Source organism: Shigella sp. FC1544 (genome assembly GCF_001722145.1).
GTDB lineage: Bacteria > Pseudomonadota > Gammaproteobacteria > Enterobacterales > Enterobacteriaceae > Escherichia > Escherichia coli.
Map to the genome: position 1 here is coordinate 1 of NZ_MECT01000044.1, position 23,032 is coordinate 23,032.

The following is a 23,032-nucleotide window of genomic DNA, read 5'->3' on the forward strand; positions in this document are numbered from 1 at the left end:
TGAGCGACATAATCTGAATCTGAGACAACATCTGGCAAGGCTGGGACGGAAGTCACTGTCGTTCTCAAAATCGGTGGAGCTGCATGACAAGGTCATCGGGCATTATCTGAACATAAAACACTATCAGTAAGTTGGAGTCATTACCGACCCCAAATACAAAATAATGGCAAATCATCATGGGATAATTTTTGATGAGCAGCGAAAACGTTACATTATAGGATCGATAACAGTCTCTATTGATGAAATGACCAATGCTCTCGATCCGGTCGAATTAGCGGAAATTATTAATAAAAAGCACCATGCTGTAATTAATGGCAAAAAGTTTAAAAATAGCCGGGCTATCTCTTGTCGATCCTTTAATCGTTATTTTTCTGTTTCGACAGATTACAGACCTAAACTTGAAGCACTATTAGCATGCTCACAAATGTTAGGTATAAATCAAGTTGTTGCACATAACGGTAATGGTGGAAGAGAATGTATAGGTGAAACGGGGACAGTTTTAGGTCTTAACGCCCGTGACAGTAAACATGCTGGAAGAATGTTCAGCATGCATAATTGCCAAATTAACCCTGGTGCAGGGCCTGAGATAACCACTCCCTGGAAGTCTTACCAGCATGAAAAAAACAGAAATGGACTTATGCCTTTGATTAGAAGGCGCACAATGTTACAGCTCTGAACCATAGACAACATGAATATTAATGTTACTATCTGGTTGAGACTGTTGATAAAACGTAAAAAGGAATGCTCTGTTCCTGCAACTGAACAGGCGTGAAACGCGATCCAACAGGATGGATACCGTTTTGTCAGCCAGTTTTATAGATCACACTTATGAGTATGCGTGTTTCATTTACGGCCAGGAATGCTGATGATGACAACATTACTACCCGTTTTCACTAAGCCTTCCCCGTTGGCGCTCAATGCTCTGCGCGCTGGTCGTATTTGTCGTTTCCTTCTTATCCCGGATGGAAGAATCCGCTGAACGTCGTTCGGCGGCAGTTGTAACACGCGTCGTTTGCTTACAGGGATTATGGCGGGCCGATTATGGATAAGAGTAAGCGCCATCTGGCGTGGTGGGTTGTCGGGGCACTGGCGGTGGCTGCCGTCGTGGCGTGGTGGCTGTTGCGCCCGGCGGGTGTGCCGGAAGGCTTTGCTGTCAGCAATGGGCGCATTGAAGCGACGGAAGTGGATATCGCCAGCAAAATTGCCGGGCGTATCGACACCATTCTGGTGAAAGAAGGCCAGTTTGTTCGCGAAGGTGAAGTGCTGGCGAAGATGGATACTCGCGTGTTGCAGGAACAGCGACTGGAAGCCATCGCGCAAATCAAAGAGGCACAAAGCGCCGTTGCCGCCGCGCAGGCTTTGCTGGAGCAACGACAAAGCGAAACTCGCGCCGCGCAGTCGCTGGTTAATCAACGCCAGGCAGAACTGGACTCCGTAGCAAAACGTCATATGCGTTCCCGTTCACTGGCCCAACGAGGGGCTATTTCTGCGCAACAGCTGGATGACGACCGCGCCGCCGCTGAGAGCGCCCGAGCTGCGCTGGAATCGGCAAAAGCTCAGGTTTCTGCTTCTGAAGCCGCTATAGAGGCGGCACGTACCAATATCATTCAGGCGCAAACCCGCGTCGAAGCGGCACAAGCCACTGAACGGCGCATTGCCGCAGATATCGATGATAGCGAACTGAAAGCCCCGCGTGACGGACGCGTGCAGTATCGGGTTGCCGAGCCAGGGGAAGTGCTGGCGGCAGGCGGTCGGGTGCTGAATATGGTCGATCTCAGCGACGTCTATATGACTTTCTTCCTGCCAACCGAACAGGCGGGCACGCTAAAACTGGGCGGTGAAGCACGGCTGATCCTCGATGCCGCGCCAGATCTGCGTATTCCGGCGACCATCAGTTTTGTCGCCAGCGTCGCCCAGTTCACGCCAAAAACCGTCGAAACCAGCGATGAACGGCTGAAACTGATGTTCCGCGTCAAAGCGCGTATCCCACCGGAATTACTCCAGCAGCATCTGGAATATGTCAAAACGGGCTTGCCGGGCGTAGCGTGGGTGCGGGTGAATGAAGAACTTCCGTGGCCTGACGACCTGGTGGTGAGGTTGCCGCAATGACGCATCTGGAACTGGTTCCCGTCCCGCCTGTCGCGCAACTGGCGGGCGTGAGCCAGCATTATGGAAAAACCGTTGCGCTGAACAATATCACTCTAGATATTCCGGCCCGCTGTATGGTCGGGCTGATTGGCCCGGACGGCGTCGGGAAGTCGAGTTTGTTGTCGTTGATTTCCGGTGCTCGTGTCATTGAGCAGGGCAATGTGATGGTGCTGGGCGGCGATATGCGCGACCCGAAGCATCGCCGCGACGTCTGCCCGCGCATCGCCTGGATGCCGCAGGGGCTGGGCAAAAACCTCTACCACACCTTGTCGGTGTATGAAAACGTCGATTTTTTCGCCCGCCTGTTCGGTCACGACAAAGCGGAGCGGGAAGTGCGAATTAATGAGCTGCTGACCAGCACGGGGTTAGCACCGTTTCGCGATCGTCCGGCAGGGAAACTCTCCGGCGGGATGAAGCAAAAACTTGGGCTGTGCTGCGCGTTAATCCACGACCCGGAACTGTTGATCCTTGATGAGCCAACAACGGGGGTTGACCCGCTCTCCCGCGCCCAGTTCTGGGATCTGATCGACAGTATTCGCCAGCGGCAGAGCAATATGAGCGTGCTGGTCGCCACCGCCTATATGGAAGAGGCCGAACGCTTCGACTGGCTGGTAGCGATGAATGCCGGAGAAGTGCTGGCAACCGGCAGCGCCGAAGAGCTGCGGCAGCAAACGCAAAGCGCCACGCTGGAAGAAGCATTTATTAATCTGTTACCGCAAGCGCAACGCCAGGCGCATCAGGCGGTAGTGATCCCACCGTATCAACCTGAAAACGCAGAGATTGCCATCGAAGCGCGCGATCTGACCATGCGTTTTGGTTCCTTCGTTGCCGTTGATCACGTCAATTTCCGCATTCCACGCGGGGAGATTTTTGGATTCCTTGGTTCGAACGGCTGCGGTAAATCCACCACCATGAAAATGCTTACCGGACTGCTGCCCGCCAGCGAAGGTGAGGCGTGGCTATTTGGGCAACCGGTTGATCCAAAAGATATCGATACCCGCCGTCGTGTGGGCTATATGTCGCAGGCGTTTTCGCTCTATAACGAACTCACCGTGCGGCAAAACCTGGAGTTACATGCCCGTTTGTTTCACATCCCGGAAGCGGAAATTCCCGCGCGAGTGGCTGAAATGAGCGAGCGTTTTAAGCTCAACGACGTTGAAGATGTTCTGCCGGAGTCATTGCCGCTCGGCATTCGCCAGCGGCTTTCGCTGGCGGTGGCGGTGATTCATCGCCCGGAGATGTTAATCCTCGATGAGCCTACTTCTGGTGTCGATCCGGTGGCGAGGGATATGTTCTGGCAGTTGATGGTCGATCTCTCGCGCCAGGACAAAGTGACTATCTTCATCTCCACCCACTTTATGAACGAAGCGGAACGTTGCGACCGCATCTCACTGATGCACGCCGGAAAAGTGCTTGCCAGCGGTACACCGCAGGAACTGGTTGAGAAACGCGGAGCCGCCAGTCTGGAAGAGGCATTTATCGCCTATTTGCAGGAAGCGGCAGGGCAGAGCAACGAAGCCGAAGCGCCGCCCGTGGTACACGACACCACCCACGCGCCGCGTCAGGGATTTAGCCTGCGCCGTCTGTTTAGCTACAGCCGCCGCGAAGCGCTGGAACTGCGACGCGATCCAGTACGTTCGACGCTGGCGCTGATGGGAACGGTGATCCTGATGCTGATAATGGGTTACGGCATCAGTATGGATGTGGAAAACCTGCGCTTTGCGGTGCTCGACCGCGACCAGACCGTCAGTAGCCAGGCGTGGACACTCAACCTCTCCGGTTCCCGTTACTTTATCGAACAGCCGCCGCTCACCAGTTATGACGAGCTTGATCGTCGGATGCGTGCGGGCGATATCACGGTGGCGATTGAGATCCCGCCCAATTTCGGGCGCGATATCGCGCGTGGTACGCCCGTGGAACTCGGCGTCTGGATCGACGGAGCGATGCCCAGTCGTGCCGAAACGGTAAAAGGTTACGTGCAGGCAATGCACCAGAGTTGGCTTCAGGATGTGGCGAGCCGACAATCGACACCCGCCAGCCAAAGCGGGCTGATGAACATTGAGACGCGTTATCGCTATAACCCGGACGTAAAAAGCCTGCCAGCAATTGTTCCGGCGGTGATCCCGCTTCTGCTGATGATGATCCCGTCAATGCTAAGCACCCTTAGCGTGGTGCGGGAAAAAGAGCTTGGGTCGATTATCAACCTTTACGTGACCCCCACCACGCGTAGTGAATTTTTGCTTGGTAAACAGTTGCCATACATCGCGCTGGGGATGCTGAACTTTTTCCTGCTCTGCGGCCTGTCGGTGTTTGTGTTTGGCGTACCGCATAAAGGCAGTTTCCTGACGCTCACCTTGGCGGCGCTGCTGTATATCATCATTGCCACCGGAATAGGGCTGCTGATCTCCACCTTTATGAAAAGCCAGATTGCCGCAATTTTCGGAACGGCGATTATCACGTTGATCCCGGCGACACAGTTTTCCGGGATGATCGATCCGGTAGCTTCGCTGGAAGGGCCTGGACGTTGGATCGGCGAGGTTTACCCGACCAGTCATTTTCTGACTATCGCCCGCGGGACGTTCTCGAAAGCGCTGGATCTGACTGATTTGTGGCAACTTTTTATCCCGTTGCTGATAGCCATCCCGCTGGTGATGGGCTTAAGTATCCTGCTGCTGAAAAAACAGGAGGGATGATGCGCCATTTACGCAATATTTTTAATCTGGGAATCAAAGAGTTGCGCAGTCTGCTCGGTGATAAAGCGATGCTGACGCTGATTGTCTTCTCGTTTACGGTGTCGGTGTATTCGTCAGCGACCGTTACGCCAGGATCGTTGAACCTCGCGCCGATCGCCATTGCCGATATGGATCAATCGCAGTTATCGAACCGGATCGTTAACAGCTTCTATCGTCCGTGGTTTTTGCCACCGGAGATGATCACCGCCGATGAGATGGATGCCGGACTGGACGCCGGACGCTATACCTTCGCGATAAATATTCCGCCTAATTTTCAGCGTGATGTCCTCGCCGGACGCCAGCCGGATATTCAGGTGAACGTCGATGCCACGCGCATGAGCCAGGCATTTACCGGCAATGGGTATATCCAGAATATTATCAACGGTGAAGTGAACAGCTTTGTCGCGCGCTACCGTGATAACAGCGAACCGTTGGTATCGCTGGAAACCCGGATGCGCTTTAACCCGAACCTTGATCCCGCGTGGTTTGGCGGGGTGATGGCGATCATCAACAACATTACCATGCTGGCGATTGTATTGACCGGATCGGCGCTGATCCGCGAGCGTGAACACGGCACGGTGGAACACTTACTGGTGATGCCGATAACGCCGTTTGAGATCATGATGGCGAAGATCTGGTCGATGGGGCTGGTGGTGCTGGTGGTATCGGGATTATCGCTGGTGCTGATGGTGAAAGGTGTACTGGGCGTACCGATTGAAGGCTCGATCCCGCTGTTTATGCTGGGCGTGGCGCTCAGTCTGTTTGCCACCACGTCAATCGGCATTTTTATGGGGACGATAGCGCGTTCAATGCCGCAACTGGGGCTGCTGGTGATTCTGGTGCTGCTGCCGCTGCAAATGCTTTCCGGTGGATCCACGCCGCGCGAAAGTATGCCGCAGATGGTGCAGGACATTATGCTGACCATGCCGACGACACACTTTGTTAGCCTCGCGCAGGCCATTCTCTACCGGGGTGCCGGATTCGAAATCGTCTGGCCGCAGTTCCTGACGCTGATGGCAATTGGCGGCGCGTTTTTCACCATTGCGCTGCTGCGATTTAGGAAGACGATTGGGACAATGGCGTAAGGAAGGGAAACTTGACTTCATACTGTGATGTCATACTATTGATGTCATAAAGTGAAGTCATAAGGACATGCCATGAGAACCAAGGTACAGGCTTTACGGAAGAAACAAAAAAATACATTGGATCAAATATTTAAAACTCCTGTTCCTCAAGGGATCAAGTGGTCTGATATAGAGTCACTGGTTAAAGCATTAGGCGGAGAAATTAAGGAAGGAAGAGGTTCGCGTTGTAAGTTCATACTAAATATGAGCGTTGCGTGTTTCCATCGGCCTCATCCGTCGCCAGATACCGATAAAGGCGCTGTAGAAAGCGTGCGTGACTGGTTACTAAGTATAGGGGTAAAACCATGATCAAACTGAAGACGCCAAACACTATGGAGATTGCCGGGCAACCAGCTGTTATTACCTACGTGCCAGAACTGAATGCATTTCGTGGCAAATTCCTGGGCTTGTCAGGTTATTGTGATTTTGTCTCTGACAGCATTCAGGGGCTGCAAAAAGAAGGGGAACTTTCCCTGCTAGAGTATCTTGAGGATTGTAAAGCTGCGGGTATTGAGCCGTATGCGCGTACAGAAAAGATTAAGACCTTTACGTTACGCTATCCAGAATCGCTGAGTGAACGCCTTAATAATGCGGCTGCGCAGCAACAAGTCTCTGTTAATACCTATATTATTGAAACACTGAATGAGCGTTTGAATCATTTATAAATTTTAGCGGCGTACATTACGCAGAATATCTGCCTTTACAGGATCTATCTATGCAACTGAACTTAATTTTATAAATTAAGTTCAGTTAATATCTTTTCTTTCCTCGTTTCAGAAATAACTCAATCTTCCTTCGGCAAGCACTGCAAATGCCCATGCCGCACGCCGCGCTGGGCGATAACGTCATCGGCAAAATGCTGCACGTCGCCCATATCACCTTTCAGCACGGCGATTTCCAGACAGTCGTCGTGATTGATATGCACATGCAGCGTGGCGACGGAGAGATCGTGGTGATGGTGCTGGGTGGAGACAATGCGGCTGGCTAAGTCGCGTTTTTCGTGTTCATACACATAGGAGAGCACCGCGAAACCTTGCGTGCCGTGCTGCTGAGTGGCCTCCTGGGCCAGGGCGCTACGCAGAATATCGCGGATAGCTTCGGAACGGTTGTTATAACCACGACGCTGGCTCAGGCTGTCCAGCGTCTCCAGTAAATCGTCATCAAGCGTGATGGTGACTCGTTGCATTTGCGTTAAACCTTTTCTGTGGCGCGACGGCGCACGGGGAATGCGGGTAATACCGCGTTTTGTAGCACACGTCCGGCGTCAGAGGAAAAGGTTAATTTATCTCCCACCGCCTGGGTTTCGACGATTTGTCCGTTGTCCATCACCATCACCCGCTGGCAAAAGCGTTCTACAAGACGTAAGTCGTGGGTGATGAACAGGCAGGCGGTGCCAAACTGTTGTTGCAGCTTTTTCAGCAGGCGAATGACGCCCGCCTGTAACACGAGATCAAGGTTAGAAACGGTTTCATCCAGAATCAGCAATTTCGGTTCGACCGCCAGCGCGCGTGCCAGGCAGACGCGCTGGAGCTGGCCGCCGCTTAACTGCGGTGGGCGTTTGTCGAGAACGCTGTCATCGAGATCGACCGCCTTCAGCATTTCGCTGGCGCGCGCCAGTTGTTCGGATTTTTTCAGTGATAGCAGGTGGCGCATCGGTTCACGCAGGATCTCGCGCACGGTTTTGCGCGGATTCACGGCACTGATGGAGTCCTGAAACACCATCTGAATATCACGGCGGAAGGCTTTACGTTGGGCGCGATTAAGTTTCGCCAGCGATTCGCCGCGCCAGCTAATATACCCTTGTGAGGGAGACTCTAAGCCTACCAGCAGCCGCGCGAGGGTGCTTTTTCCGCAGCCGCTGCGTCCCAGCAGGGCGACGGTTTCGCCGCTTTTCAGGGTCAGGGAAACGTTATTCAGCACCGCCTGATGTTGATGTTTTCCGCTAAATCCACCGTGGGCATAGTGATGGGAAAGGCCGCTGACGTTAAGTAAGGTCATGATGCCAGCTCCATACCGTAGAGGGCGAGATGAGCGGAAACCAGGCTGCGCGTCACCGTATGTTTGGGGGCGTTAAACAGCGTTTCTACATCGCCCTGTTCGACAATTTTACCTTGTGACATCACCGCCACGTCATCCGCCAGACGCGCCACAACGCCCATATCATGGGTGACCAGCAGCATTCCCGGCGCTTGTTTTTGCATAATGCTTTCCAGCAGATCGAGGATGCGCGCCTGTGCTACCACGTCGAGGTCGGTGGTCAGTTCATCGGCGATGATAAACGGTGATTCACACAGCACCGCCATCGCAATCATCATGCGCTGCAACATGCCGCCGCTCATCTCGAACGGGTACAGCTTCAGCACGCGCGCGGCGTTTTCCAGCCCCACCGCTTCTATGGCAGCGGTAAGCGTAGCGTCATCGGCGGGTTTCCCTAACGCCAGGCAGGTTTCCCGCGCGTGGGTGTGCATGGTGTGTAGCGGATTAAAGGCGCTGCGCGGGTTCTGCATGATGGTGGCAATTTTGATGCCGCGCAGGGCGCAGGGATAAACCGCTTTGCCATCGGCTAAAATTTCCCCCGCCGTCTGGCGAACGCCAGCGGGCAAAATGCCCAGCGTCGCGGCGCAGGTTAATGATTTCCCGCTGCCGCTACCGCCGACTAACGCCAGCACGCGCCCGCGTTGCAGGGTTAACGATACACCGTGTACCAGCGGCTGCGCGGCCTGTAGCGCGATATTACGTAGTTCAATCTGTTGCGGCATTAGTGTGCGTGCTCCGTCACCAGATGAGGGTCCAGATGATCGCGCAGTGCGTCACCCACCAGGTTAAAGGCCATCACGCTGATAAACAGCGCCAGCCCCGGCCAGAACATTTGCAGCGGCTGGGTCCAGATATACTGGCGCGCGTCGTTAATCATCACGCCCCATTCGGCGGTCGGCGCGGTCACACCGAGGCCAAGGAAAGACATCCCCGAGACGTGCAGCATCATATGGCCGATATCCAGCGTTGCCAGCACCAGCAGCGAAGGGATCACCGCGCCTGCCAGATGATCGACAAACACTCGCACATGGCCCGCACCGGAAAGCCGTGACGCCAGCACAAACTCGCGTTGGCGTAGTGAAATCACCAGGCTGCGCACCATGCGTGCATACCACGCCCAGTGCGACAGGGCGATGGCGATAATTACGTTGGTCAGCCCGGTGCCGAGCACGCCAACCATAAAGAACGACAGAATCGAGGTCGGGAAGGTCATAAACATATCGGCGACGCGCATGGTGGCCTGATCAACGCGCCCGCCAATCAACCCGGCGCTGCCGCCAATAACCAGCCCTAATGTCAGCACCAGCAGCAGGCAGGCCATTACCGAACCGAGCGACACGCGGGTCGCTGCCATCAGCCGCGAGAAAATATCGCGACCTAAGTGATCGGTGCCCAGCCAGTGCTGCGCATCCGGCGAAAGCAGGCGCGACGGCAAATCAATCGCCTGGGGGTCATACGGCAGCCACCACTGGCTGGTGAGCGCAATCAGCGCCAGCAGGGCGATAATGATCAGCGCCAGGCGTACCGACCAGCGGGAAGAGAGGAAAAAGTTCACGCGTGCGCTCCTTCATGACGACGAATGCGCGGGTCCAGCGCGGCGTTGAGCAAATCGACAATCAAATTACAGACCACAAAAACCACCACCATCATCAGCGTAAAGCACTGAATCACCGGATAGTCACGGTTAAAAATCGCCGACACCGCATAGCGCCCGACGCCAGGCCAGGCAAAGATGTTTTCGATAATCATCGTCCCGCCAATCAATTCGCCAATGTGCATCCCCACGGCGGTGATCATCGGCAGCGAGGCATTGCGCAGAATATGGCGGCGTTCGGTCTGTTTGTCATTCAGGCCGCGTAGCCGCGCCCAGGTGACGTGACGCTGACCGGCGACGTCCAGCATACTGGCGCGCAGCAGTCGCGCGTTAATCGCCAGCGACATAAAGGCGATGGAAACCGCAGGCAAAATGATGTGCTGCCAGCCGCCGTAGCCCATCGCGGGTAGCCATTGCAGATACACCGAAAACGCCATCACTAGCAAAAATGCCAGCCAGAAGTTGGGCATCGACACGCCAAGAAACGCGATAAAGCGCACGGCGAAATCCGGCAAACGATCGCGGTGGCGCGCCGCCCAGATACCGAGCGGTACGGAAGTGAGCAGAATTAATACCAGCGCCGCACCTGCAAGTTCCAGCGTGGCGGGCAGGAAGTTCAGCATATCGTCCAGCACCGGGCGTTGGCTGGCGAATGAGATACCAAAGTCAAGATGCAGCGCCTTCCACAACCAGGTGCCGTACTGGACGTACAGCGGCTGATCCAGTCCGAGCATGGTGCGGGTAGAGGCCAGCATCTCCGGCGTCGGCGGCAGGTTAGACAGACGCAAATAATCGAGCGCCGGGTCGCCGGTACCGAGGCGCAGCATCAGAAAAATGATCACCGAGGCGGCGAGCACCATCGGGATCAGCAGCAGAAAGCGGCGTAATACGTAACGCAACATTAAGGTTTCACCGGTTTAATCTGTTCGAACGGAATTTCGGTGGCGATCGGCGCGTAGGGGATGTTACCCAGCTCCGGTTTTGATACCACCATCATTGAGATGTAACTGATAGGCAGATAAACCGCCTCGTCATGCAGACGGGTCAGAATGTCGCGATACAGCGCCTGACGTTGCGTTTCGTCATGGGTCGCCAGCACTTCGCCGATCTCTTTATCAATCAGCGGTTTGTCGGCTAATCCTTGCTGTGCCTGGAAGTCAGCGTGCGACGGTACGCGCATTGAACTCAGGAAGGCGTGTGGATCGTATGGCGCGCCCCAGGTGCGGTGGAAAATCATGCCAAAACGACCGTCGCGCTGACGAGCATAGATACTGCTCTCTTCTTCGCCAATCAGCGAGACATCTGCGCCAATCTGGCGCATATCAGCCTGAATGATTTCCGCCATCGATTTGCTTAACGCATCGGTGCCGATGAACGACAGTTCAATGCGCAGCGGCTGACCATTTTTCTCGCGGATGTCTTTGCCCGCAGGCAGCGTCCAACCGGCTTTTTCCAGCAACGCTTTCGCTTTCTGCGGATCGTACTGGCGCGGTTTCAGGCCGAGGTTGGCGTAGGGCACAGAAGGGGCAAACAGGGTGTCGGCGACCTGCTGGGTGCCATACAACGCGTTATCAATCAGCGATTTTTTGTTTACCGCGTAATTAAGAGCTTCACGTACTGCCAGCTCATTGGTGGGGGTTTTGGCGGTATTAAGCGCCAGCATCACGGTTTCGATCGGCTGTGACAGTTGGGTATGGTAAGCCGGGTTCTGGCTAAAGCGGGCGAAGGTATCGAGCGGTAATAACCCTTCGTTTCCGTACAGCAGGTCGATATCGCCAGTTTCAAACGCCACCGCGCGGGTAGTCGGGTCCGGGATGACGTTAAAGGTGATCTTTTTAATCGCTGGCTTTTCGCCCCAGTAGTTTTCGTTACGGACGAAGACATCGTACTGATTCAGTTTCGATTCCTGCAAAATCCACGGTCCGGTGCCAATCGGCGCTTTAATTCCGTTCATGGTTTCATGGTTTTTAAACTGCGAGGGAGCGATAAAACGGAAAGGACGGGGCAGGGCCAGTTCTTGCAGGAAAGGATAGTAGGCGCTTTTCAGGGTAATTTGCAGCTCTGTTTTACTGAGTGCTTTAACATCAACAATCTGGTTTGCCAGCTCCAGCCAGGCGTGACGTTGACGGTTATCGAGCACTGCGCGGAAGTTTTCTGCCGCCGCCTCGGCATCGAACGGTTCACCGTTGGATAATTTCACGTCATCACGCAGGGTGAAGGTCCAGGTTTTACCATCTTCTGAATGAGTCCAGCTTTTTGCCAGCCACGGGATCACCGAACCGTCTGCCTGATATTTCACCAATGGTTCATAAACCATGCTCTGGGCGAACATCTGGTTAGGCGTGTAAAGGTGCGGGTTTAGTGGCCCGACATTCACCGGCCAGGCGGTAGTGATTTCATCTGGTGCAGCGGCATGGACGATAAAAGACGCACAAGCCAGCAGCGCAAATAGAGTGCGGCGGAGTGTGGAGAGCATGATAATCCCAATGGATTAAAATAGATGGCGGAAATAAGTATGACGATTTTAAGTATTCGTCATACTGATTACCTGTTCTGGATCAATAGATGGGCAGTCGGGTGGGCGGATCAGTTAACTGAATCGATCCATTGCACACTGTCGGCGGTGAGCGTAAAGGGGGTGGGGGTGCAGATCGCAAGGCTTAAATTTTCTAGCTGACAATGGCTGACTGACAGCGAGGAGTGATAGGTGCTATCTACGCTGACGATTTGCCAGGCGCTGCCGCCACGCTGTTTAACGATGGCTTCTTTGCGCGTCCAGATGCGCCAGAACATTTCCAGTTGCTGATCAGGATGCACGGCGTCCATTTCAGCGTGTTCCCCGAGGCTGAACACGGCGTTCGCCAGCCAGCGCCAGTTGGCGCGCGGGCGAATCACTTCGATATCGCAGCCGACTTCGCCTTCATCGCTCAACAGCAGAGCGATATCGTCACCGCTATGGCTTAAGTTGAACCATAGCGGCGTTTCCGGCGCGAATGCAGGTTTGCCTTGTTCGCCATAGATGATCTCCGGTAGCGGGGAAAGCGTGTGCGAAAGCAATGCACGCCCCGCCAGCCAGCGTTCGCGTCGTGGACCTTGCGGTGCTTGCTCGCGTAAACCCGGTGGCAGTGGAGCTGCGCTTAAGGTCGAAACTTTCCCCAGAACTATCCGATACATATCAGGGCCAACGTTTAATGGAAAATGAAAGTGCGTATCGTATCACTTGTCGCCTCATCCCGGTAACCGACTTTTCGGTCTGCCTGGCCCCAGTAAAATCGCCAGTTTGCTACCGCCTTTGGTGGTTTCCATCCAGATTTTACACACGCTGGTTAATGGCACCGAAAGTAGCATCCCTACCGGGCCGAGCAGCCATCCCCAAATTAACAATGAAAGAAATACCACCATGGTGGACATCCCCAGGCGATGGCCCATCATCCGTGGTTCTAAAATATTGCCGATGACCATATGGACCACTAAAAACAATGCGCCGACCAGAATACATTCGTAAACACCATTAAACAGCAGCACCTGAATCATTGGCGGTACGGCGGAAATTACCGCGCCGATATTGGGCACGTAGTTGAGCAAAAACGCCAGTACTGCCCACATCAGCGCAAACTGTACGCCCATTAGCGCCAGCCCCAGCCAGACGATGACACCTGTCCATAAACTGAGTAGCGTCTTTAACGCCAGATAATGCGAAACGCCTTTAAGTGCGCGGTGTAATCCTGCGATGTGAATCTGTGGGTTATTCAGCGCAAAACGCATTTTGTAAGGGACGTGGCGCACTTCAAACAGCATAAAAACTACGGTCATCACCAGCAAAAGCACGCTCGCCATTGCCCCGGAAAGCCCGGTCATTAGCGCTGTGGTGAAGGTAACCACTTTTTCCGAGTCCATCCGCTGCAGCATTCGCTCCGGCGACATATGCAAATTAAGAAAAGGCAACATCTCCTGCAATTTAAAAAGTTTGCGCGTCAGCTCCTTATTAAACTTCGGCAGCATAGAGATAAATTCGTTAAACGATGCCGCCAGTACGCCGACCAGCGCGGTTAGTGCGATCAGCATCACCACCACTACAATCGTAATGGCAACGGGGCGTTGTACTCCCCGACGAATAAACCAGGTAACGAGCGGGTTGAGGACGATGGCAAAAAACAGCGCCAGTAACAGCTGCACAATGATATCTGCCGCTGCGTGAATGCCCGCGAGGATCACTACCAGCGAGGCCAACTTGAGCAGAATGTGCATGCCCGTTTTATCGGGTTGAGGGGTTTCCATTGGGGCTTCCTTGTGACTTTTTGTGTTAAGTGTAGCGGGAGTCACGCCAGCAATATTCTGATTCTTACTGCTGATTTTCACGTCAGCACGTGGTAAAAATGAAACACTGTTGTAAAAATGTGGTGATCCTCATACCCGAACCCGTAGCCGAACCCGCGCTAAACGGATTGCGCCTGAATTTGCGCATTGTCTCCATTGTCATGTTTAACTTCGCCAGCTACCTCACCATCGGGTTGCCGCTCGCTGTATTACCGGGCTATGTCCATGATGTGATGGGCTTTAGCGCTTTCTGGGCAGGATTGGTTATCAGCCTGCAATATTTCGCCACCTTGCTGAGCCGTCCTCATGCCGGACGTTACGCCGATTTGCTGGGCCCCAAAAAGATTGTCGTCTTCGGTTTATGCGGCTGCTTTTTGAGCGGTCTGGGATATCTGACGGCAGGATTAACCGCCAGTCTGCCCGTCATCAGCCTGTTATTACTTTGCCTGGGACGCGTGATCCTTGGGATTGGGCAAAGTTTTGCCGGAACGGGATCGACCCTGTGGGGCGTTGGCGTGGTTGGCTCGCTGCATATCGGGCGAGTGATTTCGTGGAACGGCATTGTCACTTACGGGGCGATGGCGATGGGTGCGCCGTTAGGCGTCGTGTTTTATCACTGGGGCGGCTTGCAGGCGTTAGCGTTAATCATTATGGGCGTGGCGCTGGTGGCCATTTTGTTGGCGATCCCGCGTCCGACGGTAAAAGCCAGTAAAGGCAAACCGCTGCCGTTTCGCGCGGTGCTTGGGCGCGTCTGGCTGTACGGTATGGCACTGGCTTCTGCCGGATTTGGCGTCATCGCCACCTTTATCACGCTGTTTTATGACGCTAAAAGTTGGGACGGTGCGGCTTTCGCGCTGACGCTGTTTAGCTGTGCGTTTGTCGGTACGCGTTTGTTATTCCCTAACGGCATTAACCGTATCGGCGGCTTAAACGTAGCGATGATTTGCTTTAGCGTTGAGATAATCGGCCTGCTACTGGTTGGCGTGGCGACTATGCCGTGGATGGCGAAAATCGGCGTCTTACTGGCGGGGGCAGGGTTTTCGCTGGTGTTCCCGGCATTAGGTGTAGTGGCGGTAAAAGCGGTTCCGCAGCAAAATCAGGGGGCGGCGCTGGCAACTTACACCGTATTTATGGATTTATCGCTTGGCGTGACCGGACCACTGGCTGGGCTGGTGATGAGCTGGGCGGGCGTACCGGTGATTTATCTGGCGGCGGCGGGACTGGTCGCAATCGCGTTATTACTGACGTGGCGATTAAAAAAACGGCCTCCGGAACACGTCCCTGAGGCCGCCTCATCATCTTAAAACTTACTGAATAACCAGCGTATTAATGATGTTTTCTGCGGTGGTCTGCGCTTTTTGCTGATCGTCAGCGGGCAGCGTAATTTGCATGGTCAGCAGTTGATTACCCACGTTACCCAGAATAACGGAAGAGTACGCCGTCTGGCCTTTCGCGGAGATAATACTGTCTAACTGCTGCATTTTGTGACCTTTCAGCTCAATGGCTTTATTGGTTACCACTTGCAGCTGCGGATCGTGGCTACGTTGCTGATCTTCCAGACGCTTCGCCAGCACCGCCAGATCTTCTTTCGGATCATCGCCCATGATGACGATGACTGCTTTCTGCCCGGTGGCGTCGGACCAGACATGCATGTTATTGGCCTGCGTTCCCAGCTTACCGCTCTGGTCGGTCATATCCGCTGGCAGCGAGAAACTTAACTTGCCATCAAGCAGGTTGACGGGATTCCCGGTAGCGTTACTTTCCGCGACCGAACCCTGCGCCGTAGCGTTAGTGTCTTTATCATCACAGGCCGCAAGCCCCATAACCAGCAGGCCAATTCCGACATATTTAACCAGATTGCGCATTGACTTCTTCCTTTCGATAAACGGCCATAACGGCTCATTCATCCATCTTATCACAACTCTGATAACGAACCTTTAACTCGCCTGCAAAGCGTTGATTTCGGATTTATCTGCCAGTCTTTTCAACAGCATATTGAGTAATACGCCATACATTGGCAGGAAGAAAACGATACTGATTAACACTTTGAAACAGTAATCGACCAGCGCGATTTCCATCCAGTGTTCAGCCATAAAGGCATCCGGGCTACGCCAGAAGGCAATGAAGAAAAAGGCCAGCGTGTCGCTGACGTTACCGAACAGTGTGGACGCTGTCGGTGCCAGCCACCAGCGGCGACTCTGACGCAGGCGGTTAAAAACGTGCACGTTGAGGATCTGTCCCAGCGCGTAGGCCATGAAACTGGCGGTGGCGATACGGGCGACAAACAGGTTGAAGTGGGCGAGTGCGCCGAATCCCTGCCAGGAACCCATATAGAATAGCGACGAGATGACGTAGGAGATCAGCAACGCCGGGATCATCACCGCAAAGATGATACGACGGGCCAGCGGTGCGCCAAAAATACGCACGGTCAGGTCGGTAGCAAGGAAAATAAACGGGAAGCTAAACGCGCCCCAGGTGGTATGGAAACCCAAAATGGAGACGGGAAGCTGAACCAGATAGTTACTGGAGGTGATCACCAGCAGATGAAATAACGATAACCAGAACAACGCCTTATAGCGTTGAGTTTGCGAGAAAACGTTCATATTGTACCTTTTTGATTAACCATTGGGGTGAGGGAACCCAATACGTACGACACGTCTGTTACCTTAACATAATAACGTGCTTACCCTTTTTTCGAGCCGCAGCATGATACTGCTTTACGTTGACAATGCAATGGTTAATTTTCACGCAATCGTTAACCTGGTTTGCTTACGGACTCACAGGGCGTAAACTAGCGCCGTTTTTTTATGTGATGAGAAGAAAATGACCGATCTCTTTTCCAGCCCTGACCACACACTCGACGCACTTGGCCTGCGCTGCCCGGAACCCGTAATGATGGTGCGCAAAACTGTGCGCAATATGCAGCCCGGCGAAACGTTGCTGATTATCGCCGACGATCCGGCCACTACCCGCGATATTCCTGGGTTTTGTACCTTTATGGAACACGAACTGGTTGCGAAAGAGACGGATGGACTGCCTTATCGTTATTTGATTCGTAAAGGCGGTTGATGGGGGCTGATTGGCTTCGATGCCGCCTTTTCCCCTCACCCTAACCCTCTCCCCAGAGGGGCGAGGGGACCGATCGCGCTCAATGTTGCGATCGGTTTGCCTTATCTCCTGCGCAACAATCTTAACGCATTCGCTGTCACCAGCACCGTCGCACCCGTATCTGCCAGCACCGCCAGCCATAGTCCGGTCATCCCTAAAAGCGTGGTGACGAGGAAGATCCCTTTCAGTCCCAGCGCAATGGTGATGTTCTGGCGGATATTGGCGTGAGTGGCGCGTGCCAGTTCAATCATTTGCACCAGGCCGCGCAGGTGGTTATGGGTTAATGCTGCATCAGCGGTTTCCAGCGCCACGTCTGTGCCACTGCCCATTGCAATCCCAATGGCGGCAGCTTTCATCGCTGGCGCGTCGTTAATACCGTCACCGACCATCGCCAGCGGCGCATGTTGATTCAGCTCGGTCACCGCTTTGACTTTATCTTCCGGCAACAGGCCCGCTTTAAACTCCAGCCCCAGCTCCCCGGCAATTGCCGCCGCTGCGCGTGGATTATCGCCGGTGAGGATCACCCCTTTGACGCCCAGCGCGTTCAGTTCACTGATGGCAGTTGCAGCATCGGCGCGCAGGGTATCCTGCAATGCAATGATACCCAGCACGTCATCATTACGTACTACCAGCACAACCGTTTGCCCGGCGCTTTCCAGTTCATTAATCAAACCAGCAAATGCATCAGCGGGATGTTTCCCGGCAGCGCATATCAACACGCGCTCACCGTTAACCTGCGCTTCAATGCCAGACCCGACCAGCGCCCGCTGTGATTCGGCGGCGGGAATGGCGAGTGCAGCAACCTGTGCTTCGCGCACGATGGCCTGCGCCAGTGGATGCGTCGCGCTCTGCTCGACCGCCGCCGCCAGTGTCAGCAGTTCAGATTCACTAATACCCGTTGCCGGATGAATCGCGGTAACGCGCGGTTTACCGACGGTCAGCGTACCGGTTTTATCAAACGCCACCTGAGTAACACGACCTAGTTGTTCCAGCGCCGCTCCGCCTTTAATCAACGCCCCACGACGCGCTGCTGCCGCCAGCCCGGAGGTAATCGCCGCGGGCGTGGAGATAACTAACGCACACGGGCAGCCAATCAGCAGCAGCGTCAGGCCTTTATAAATCCACTCCTGCCAGCTGGCGGCAAACAGCAGCGGTGGCACCAGCGTCACCAGCAGGGCGACGGCCATAATCGCTGGCGTATAAATACGGCTGAAACGGTCGATAAACCGCTCAATGGGGGCGCGGCGCTCTTCGGCTTCTTCGATCAGTTTCAGAATCCGGTCAATGGCGCTGGCACCCGGTTCTGACAGCACTTCCAGCGTTACCAGACGGTCTACGCTGGTGGCTCCTGCAGGAACTTTATCGCCCGTCGCGCGCTCCACCGGAATGGATTCTCCGGTCAGGGCGCTTTCATCAAAACTGGCAAACGGTGAGAGCAGTTTACCGTCGGCAGGCAAACGCCCACCTGCGGCGACTTCAATCACATCGCCAGGCCGCAGGCTGTTAATCGCCACCTCTTCCCGCTCACCGTTACGCAGGCGCGTGGCGGTTTCTGGTTTCAGCGCCATTAACGCGCTAACGCCCTGACGCGCGCGGCTGGCGGCCCAGCCTTCCAGTCGTTCACCAATCAAAAACAGCAGCAACACCATCGCAGCTTCAGCCGTTGCGCCAATAAACAGTGCACCAATAGCGGCTACGCTCATTAAGGTTTCAATGGCGAAGTAGCTGCCGGATTTGATCAGCCGTAATGCCTGATGAGCAATCGGGTACAGCCCAACCAGCGTGGTCGCGATAAACGCCAGTTGCCCGAACGGATGATTGAACTGCTCCAGACCCCAGCTGATTGCCATCATCACGATTAGTGTAATCAGCGGCAGATTCTCTTTCAGGCGCGATGCTTGTGGCTCGTCGGCGGCCTGCCCATCGCGCAGGGAATAGCCCGCTTTTTGCACCGCAGATTCAACTTGTGCACGAATGTCATTGTCGGCATCAACCACCAGTTTTTCGGTGGCGAACAACACCTGCACCTGATTCACACCTGCAAGCTGGCGCACGGCATTTTCTACCTTGCGCGCACAGGTGGCGCAGTCCATGCCACTGACTTTCCAGCTATAGCGGGTGCCGGAGACGTTTTCAGAGAGCGTTGGCGAGCTGGAGCATGCGCCGTCGCAGCAACAGTCGTTGGCGTTCTGTACCGTGGTTAGCGGTTTGAACGCAGCAAATTGAGGGGCTTTCTTGCCGTGATTGTCAGGTGTCGACATGGCATACTCCGGTTAAGTTTTTTCTCATTAACCGAAGGATACACTCTGGAGTCGACTCCAGAGTCAAGTTTTATCAGAGATACAGTGAGCGGACGATGAGGAAGTGACCGGCAAAGTAGCAGGCCGCAGCAATCGCGTTATCCGCACGGAAGCGTCGGCGATAGTGGCTCCCCAGCCAGACAAAGTTACTGATAAACAGCAACGAAGCGCCAACAAACGCAGAGAGCGCCGGAGCGGTCGGACGGAAGAACCACAGTTCACCTGCCAGCCACACCATCACCAGCGTCATGCCGATAAACGTGCAGATAGGCCAACGATACTCTTCCAGCCGCGTCCAGATAATCGCCAGTAACAGCGCACCCAGAACCAGCAACACCAGTGGCAGAGGCCAGAAGAAAGAGAGCGTCATCTGACTGGCGAAATAGATGGTGTACAGCAGGTGCGAGAGGAAAAACGCGCCGATGGCGTACATCAGACGTTGACGTGGCAACAGGGTTAGCGCATCGCCCAGCAGTGAGGCGCACAGCCCTGCCAGCACCAGATAGCTAATGGCGTCGAACATCGGCGCTTGCCAGGCCAGTAACAGCAGGAGAAGAAGGGTTAACGGTTTAAACACCCAGCGTTGCCAGGTTGGCCCACGATACGATGCATCCACAGATAGCCATGCGGAAAGACAGACAGCGATAAACGACCAAAGCATCTTAGTTCCTTGAATTCGTTATTTTTTCGTAAGCGGAATGCCTACGGTCTTGCTTCCAGTTTAGTGGCGAGGGTGGACGGATGACAACACCATAACTGGCAGGGTATGCTTATTTCCGCATTTTCCGATGAGGGATAAAGATGAGCAAACCACCTCTTTTCTTTATTGTTATCATTGGCTTAATTGTCGTCGCCGCATCGTTTCGTTTTATGCAACAGCGACGGGAAAAAGCTGATAATGATATGGCTCCGCTCCAGCAAAAGCTGGTGGTGGTGAGCAACAAGCGGGAAAAACCGATTAACGATCGCCGTTCGCGCCAGCAGGAAGTGACTCCGGCAGGCACCAGTATGCGCTATGAGGCAAGCTTCAAACCGCAAAGCGGAGGAATGGAGCAGACGTTTCGCCTCGACGCCCAGCAGTACCATGCCCTGACAGTGGGCGATAAAGGTACGCTGAGCTATAAAGGAACGCGCTGTGTTAGCTTTGTTGGCGAACAATAAGGTTATTTTTTAACTTTAAATTTCTTCTGCCAGACCAGCAGTTCAAACACGCCGAAAAGGAAAATCCGCACCTTTTCGGCGGTGGTCATCTGCGGGCCATCTTTCGGTAAAGTGGATTTCAATAGCGCCAGCTGCATACCATGCATCAGCACGGTAAAAATCAGCGCCACGTTAACGAAAATATTCAGCGGGCGCGGGAAGGGATGCACCAGATTGAGGATTAAAAATCCCCAAACGCAGAGCATTAACAAACGACCAATATTAATCAGCATCACTTTCTCCTTGTGCTTCGCGTTGATACAGCCGATAAGCCACCTGACCCGCCACTTTTTCCCGATGTAATGACCAGTTTGCCGGAACAGTGGGCAGACCGTTTTCGACTTCGCTTTCGACATAAATCAGGGCTTCGTCAGCCAGCCAGCCGTTATCTTCCAGTAAATTTATCGTCTCTTCTAACAAGCCACGGCGGAACGGTGGATCGACAAACACGATATTATGCGGTGTACCTTTTTGCGCCAGGAATGACATCGCGTTGCTGTTCACCACGCGTGCATTGCCTGCTTTTAGTGTCGCCAGATTCTTAATTAACTGCTGAGAAACCGCGCGATCCATCTCAATCAACGTGGCCCCCGCAGCGTAGCGCGATAACGCTTCCAGTCCCAGCGCGCCGCTCCCGGCGAAGCAATCCAGACATTGGGCGTCAACAATGACCGGAGCCAGCCAGTTAAACAACGTTTCGCGTACGCGGTCGGTGGTGGGGCGCAGACCTGGGCTATCAGGAACCGGGAGTTTACGGCCTCGCCACTGCCCGCCAATAATGCGGATTTGGCCGCTGCCGGAATGATTCGGTTTTTTCATGATAAATTGCTCAATCCGCCAGATAACACATACTTGCAGGCGGTGATGTGAATTAAGTTAAGTGATAGACTATTTCATCATTTTTTTAGCTGCTATGTACATAGCGTTAACGCTGTGCCATGAAGCAACAGCGAGGAGTGTAGTCGCAAATGGCGAAAGAAAAAAAACGTGGCTTTTTTTCCTGGCTGGGCTTTGGTCAAAAAGAGCAGACCCCGGAAAAAGAGACAGAAGTTCAGAATGAACAACCGGTTGTAGAAGAAATCGTTCAGGCGCAAGAGCCTGCGAAGGCTTCTGAACAAGCCGTCGAAGAGCAACCGCAGGCGCATACTGAAGCCGAGGCGGAAACTTTTGCTGCCGACGTTGTGGAAGTCACTGAACAGGTTGCTGAAAGTGAAAAAGCGCAGCCTGAAGCGGAAGTCGTTGCACAGCCGGAACCGGTCGTAGAAGAAACGCCGGAGCCAGTGGCTATCGAACGTGAAGAGCTGCCGTTGCCGGAAGACGTCAACGCCGAAGAGGTTTCGCCAGAAGAGTGGCAGGCTGAAGCGGAAACCGTAGAGATTGTCGAAGCGGCGGAAGAAGAAGCGGCTAAAGAAGAAATCACCGACGAAGAGCTGGAAGCACAGGCGCTGGCTGCCGAAGCGGCAGAAGAGGCAGAAGAGGCGGTGATGGTGGTTCCTCCGGTAGAAGAGCAGCCGGTGGAAGAAATCGCTCAGGAGCAGGAAAAACCGACCAAAGAAGGTTTCTTCGCGCGCCTGAAACGCAGCCTGTTAAAAACCAAAGAAAATCTCGGTTCCGGATTTATCAGCCTGTTCCGCGGTAAAAAAATCGACGATGATCTGTTTGAGGAGCTGGAAGAACAGCTGTTGATCGCCGATGTGGGCGTGGAAACCACACGTAAAATTATCACCAATCTGACGGAAGGCGCATCCCGCAAGCAGCTTCGTGATGCCGAGGCGCTCTATGGCCTGCTGAAAGAAGAGATGGGCGAGATTCTGGCGAAAGTCGATGAGCCGCTGAATGTTGAAGGTAAAACGCCGTTCGTGATCCTGATGGTGGGCGTCAACGGTGTGGGTAAAACTACGACGATTGGTAAGCTGGCACGTCAGTTTGAGCTGCAGGGTAAATCGGTGATGCTGGCGGCGGGCGATACTTTCCGTGCAGCAGCGGTTGAACAGCTTCAGGTCTGGGGTCAGCGCAACAATATTCCGGTGATTGCCCAGCATACCGGTGCGGATTCCGCCTCTGTTATCTTCGACGCCATTCAGGCAGCTAAAGCGCGTAATATCGACGTCCTGATTGCCGATACCGCCGGACGCCTGCAGAACAAATCGCACCTGATGGAAGAGTTGAAGAAAATCGTCCGCGTGATGAAGAAACTCGACGTTGAAGCGCCGCATGAAGTTATGCTGACTATTGATGCCAGTACCGGGCAGAATGCGGTAAGCCAGGCCAAACTGTTCCACGAAGCCGTTGGCTTAACCGGCATCACGCTAACGAAACTGGACGGCACGGCGAAAGGCGGGGTAATTTTCTCGGTGGCTGACCAGTTTGGTATCCCTATCCGCTACATTGGTGTCGGCGAACGTATTGAGGATTTGCGTCCGTTTAAGGCGGACGACTTTATAGAGGCACTTTTTGCCCGAGAGGATTAAC

Annotated in this window: 25 protein-coding genes and 1 pseudogene; 12 read left to right on the top strand and 14 right to left on the bottom strand. The window is 54.1% G+C overall.

The genetic code is table 11. The features are described from left to right. The 8 genes and pseudogenes from BGK49_RS03515 to BGK49_RS03540 all read left to right on the top strand — a co-directional run. Window positions 1-130: IS1 family transposase (locus BGK49_RS03515; RefSeq protein WP_001554957.1), on the top strand; the 130-nt coding region annotated here is incomplete at its 5' end. 15 nt (window positions 131-145) lie between these two features. Further along, a pseudogene (locus BGK49_RS25255) lies at window positions 146-676 on the top strand (DUF4049 domain-containing protein); the annotation flags it as partial. A 189-nt stretch (window positions 677-865) separates the two neighbouring features. Next, window positions 866-979: a protein YhiY gene (gene yhiY / locus BGK49_RS30840; RefSeq protein ID WP_001296785.1), complete on the top strand. Its 114-nt coding sequence runs from the start codon at window positions 866-868 to the stop codon at window positions 977-979. A 62-nt stretch (window positions 980-1,041) separates the two neighbouring features. Beyond that, entirely contained in the window at window positions 1,042-2,109 is a 1,068-nt protein-coding gene (locus tag BGK49_RS03520) for an HlyD family secretion protein (RefSeq protein WP_000361465.1), read from the top strand. Beyond that, entirely contained in the window at window positions 2,106-4,841 is a 2,736-nt protein-coding gene (gene rbbA / locus BGK49_RS03525; protein WP_000149136.1) for a ribosome-associated ATPase/putative transporter RbbA, read from the top strand. Before BGK49_RS03520 ends, rbbA begins: the two co-directional genes overlap by 4 nt. Beyond that, window positions 4,841-5,965 carry an ABC transporter permease gene (locus BGK49_RS03530; RefSeq protein ID WP_001216257.1) on the top strand — a complete coding sequence of 375 codons (1,125 nt, stop codon included), beginning with the start codon at window positions 4,841-4,843 and terminating at the stop codon, window positions 5,963-5,965. The genes rbbA and BGK49_RS03530 overlap by 1 nt, the downstream gene beginning before the upstream one ends. Window positions 5,966-6,037: 72 nt before the next feature. Continuing rightward, on the top strand, window positions 6,038-6,313 hold the full coding sequence (locus BGK49_RS03535) for a type II toxin-antitoxin system HicA family toxin (protein WP_001259385.1): 276 nt from the start codon (window positions 6,038-6,040) through the stop codon (window positions 6,311-6,313). Beyond that, window positions 6,310-6,669, top strand: coding sequence for a type II toxin-antitoxin system HicB family antitoxin (locus tag BGK49_RS03540; protein ID WP_000593559.1), 360 nt, complete (start codon window positions 6,310-6,312; stop codon window positions 6,667-6,669). Before BGK49_RS03535 ends, BGK49_RS03540 begins: the two co-directional genes overlap by 4 nt. Before the next feature lie 119 nt (window positions 6,670-6,788). On the opposite strand, the gene nikR is transcribed toward BGK49_RS03540, so the two are convergent. From nikR to BGK49_RS03580, 8 genes are all read right to left on the bottom strand, one after another. After that, the gene (gene nikR, locus BGK49_RS03545; protein WP_001190062.1) at window positions 6,789-7,190 is read right to left on the bottom strand and encodes a nickel-responsive transcriptional regulator NikR; all 402 of its coding nucleotides are present in this window, start codon (window positions 7,188-7,190) and stop codon (window positions 6,789-6,791) included. A 5-nt stretch (window positions 7,191-7,195) separates the two neighbouring features. Further along, complete coding sequence (nikE, locus tag BGK49_RS03550) at window positions 7,196-8,002, bottom strand: nickel import ATP-binding protein NikE (protein WP_000173710.1); 807 nt, start codon at window positions 8,000-8,002, stop codon at window positions 7,196-7,198. Further along, window positions 7,999-8,763 (bottom strand): nickel import ATP-binding protein NikD, encoded by a 765-nt coding sequence (nikD, locus tag BGK49_RS03555; protein ID WP_001136222.1) that lies wholly within the window; start codon window positions 8,761-8,763, stop codon window positions 7,999-8,001. The genes nikE and nikD overlap by 4 nt, the downstream gene beginning before the upstream one ends. After that, window positions 8,763-9,596, bottom strand: a complete 834-nt coding sequence (nikC, locus tag BGK49_RS03560; protein ID WP_001008964.1) for a nickel ABC transporter permease subunit NikC — start codon at window positions 9,594-9,596, stop codon at window positions 8,763-8,765. The genes nikD and nikC overlap by 1 nt, the downstream gene beginning before the upstream one ends. Then, window positions 9,593-10,537, bottom strand: coding sequence for a nickel ABC transporter permease subunit NikB (nikB, locus tag BGK49_RS03565; RefSeq protein WP_000947068.1), 945 nt, complete (start codon window positions 10,535-10,537; stop codon window positions 9,593-9,595). The genes nikC and nikB overlap by 4 nt, the downstream gene beginning before the upstream one ends. Further along, a complete protein-coding gene (gene nikA / locus BGK49_RS03570; protein ID WP_000953380.1) occupies window positions 10,537-12,111 on the bottom strand; it encodes a nickel ABC transporter substrate-binding protein in 1,575 nt (524 codons plus the stop codon). Before nikA ends, nikB begins: the two co-directional genes overlap by 1 nt. A gap of 110 nt (window positions 12,112-12,221) precedes the next feature. Beyond that, window positions 12,222-12,809, bottom strand: a complete 588-nt coding sequence (gene acpT / locus BGK49_RS03575; RefSeq protein WP_000285784.1) for a 4'-phosphopantetheinyl transferase AcpT — start codon at window positions 12,807-12,809, stop codon at window positions 12,222-12,224. A 54-nt stretch (window positions 12,810-12,863) separates the two neighbouring features. After that, window positions 12,864-13,913, bottom strand: coding sequence for an AI-2E family transporter (locus BGK49_RS03580; protein ID WP_000449758.1), 1,050 nt, complete (start codon window positions 13,911-13,913; stop codon window positions 12,864-12,866). A 98-nt stretch (window positions 13,914-14,011) separates the two neighbouring features. Between BGK49_RS03580 and BGK49_RS03585 the strand changes: the two genes are divergently transcribed. Then, on the top strand, window positions 14,012-15,256 hold the full coding sequence (locus BGK49_RS03585; RefSeq protein ID WP_005027356.1) for an MFS transporter: 1,245 nt from the start codon (window positions 14,012-14,014) through the stop codon (window positions 15,254-15,256). A 3-nt stretch (window positions 15,257-15,259) separates the two neighbouring features. Here the strand turns inward: BGK49_RS03585 and dcrB are convergent, their stop codons facing one another. Together dcrB and BGK49_RS03595 are read right to left on the bottom strand one after the other, a co-directional pair. Beyond that, a complete protein-coding gene (gene dcrB / locus BGK49_RS03590) occupies window positions 15,260-15,817 on the bottom strand; it encodes a phage sensitivity protein DcrB (RefSeq protein ID WP_001245291.1) in 558 nt (185 codons plus the stop codon). A gap of 72 nt (window positions 15,818-15,889) precedes the next feature. Next, window positions 15,890-16,555: a 7-cyano-7-deazaguanine/7-aminomethyl-7-deazaguanine transporter gene (locus tag BGK49_RS03595; protein ID WP_001100471.1), complete on the bottom strand. Its 666-nt coding sequence runs from the start codon at window positions 16,553-16,555 to the stop codon at window positions 15,890-15,892. Window positions 16,556-16,775: 220 nt separating this feature from the next. Between BGK49_RS03595 and tusA the strand changes: the two genes are divergently transcribed. Then, window positions 16,776-17,021 (top strand): sulfurtransferase TusA, encoded by a 246-nt coding sequence (gene tusA / locus BGK49_RS03600; RefSeq protein ID WP_000130621.1) that lies wholly within the window; start codon window positions 16,776-16,778, stop codon window positions 17,019-17,021. A gap of 101 nt (window positions 17,022-17,122) precedes the next feature. Here the strand turns inward: tusA and zntA are convergent, their stop codons facing one another. Continuing rightward, on the bottom strand, window positions 17,123-19,321 hold the full coding sequence (gene zntA / locus BGK49_RS03605) for a Zn(II)/Cd(II)/Pb(II) translocating P-type ATPase ZntA (protein WP_000106548.1): 2,199 nt from the start codon (window positions 19,319-19,321) through the stop codon (window positions 17,123-17,125). 73 nt (window positions 19,322-19,394) lie between these two features. Then, the gene (locus BGK49_RS03610; RefSeq protein ID WP_000964718.1) at window positions 19,395-20,021 is read right to left on the bottom strand and encodes a lysoplasmalogenase; all 627 of its coding nucleotides are present in this window, start codon (window positions 20,019-20,021) and stop codon (window positions 19,395-19,397) included. Between the two features lie 140 nt (window positions 20,022-20,161). On the opposite strand from BGK49_RS03610, the gene BGK49_RS03615 reads away from it, so the two are divergent. Next, window positions 20,162-20,521: a DUF2500 domain-containing protein gene (locus BGK49_RS03615; RefSeq protein WP_000042899.1), complete on the top strand. Its 360-nt coding sequence runs from the start codon at window positions 20,162-20,164 to the stop codon at window positions 20,519-20,521. 2 nt (window positions 20,522-20,523) lie between these two features. Here the strand turns inward: BGK49_RS03615 and BGK49_RS03620 are convergent, their stop codons facing one another. Both BGK49_RS03620 and rsmD read right to left on the bottom strand, forming a co-directional pair. Beyond that, entirely contained in the window at window positions 20,524-20,793 is a 270-nt protein-coding gene (locus BGK49_RS03620) for a DUF1145 family protein (RefSeq protein ID WP_001295207.1), read from the bottom strand. Then, window positions 20,783-21,379, bottom strand: coding sequence for a 16S rRNA (guanine(966)-N(2))-methyltransferase (rsmD, locus tag BGK49_RS03625; protein WP_000743193.1), 597 nt, complete (start codon window positions 21,377-21,379; stop codon window positions 20,783-20,785). The genes BGK49_RS03620 and rsmD overlap by 11 nt, the downstream gene beginning before the upstream one ends. Before the next feature lie 149 nt (window positions 21,380-21,528). On the opposite strand from rsmD, the gene ftsY reads away from it, so the two are divergent. Further along, entirely contained in the window at window positions 21,529-23,031 is a 1,503-nt protein-coding gene (gene ftsY, locus BGK49_RS03630; RefSeq protein WP_001040632.1) for a signal recognition particle-docking protein FtsY, read from the top strand. The last annotated feature ends 1 nt before the right edge of the window (window position 23,032 follow it).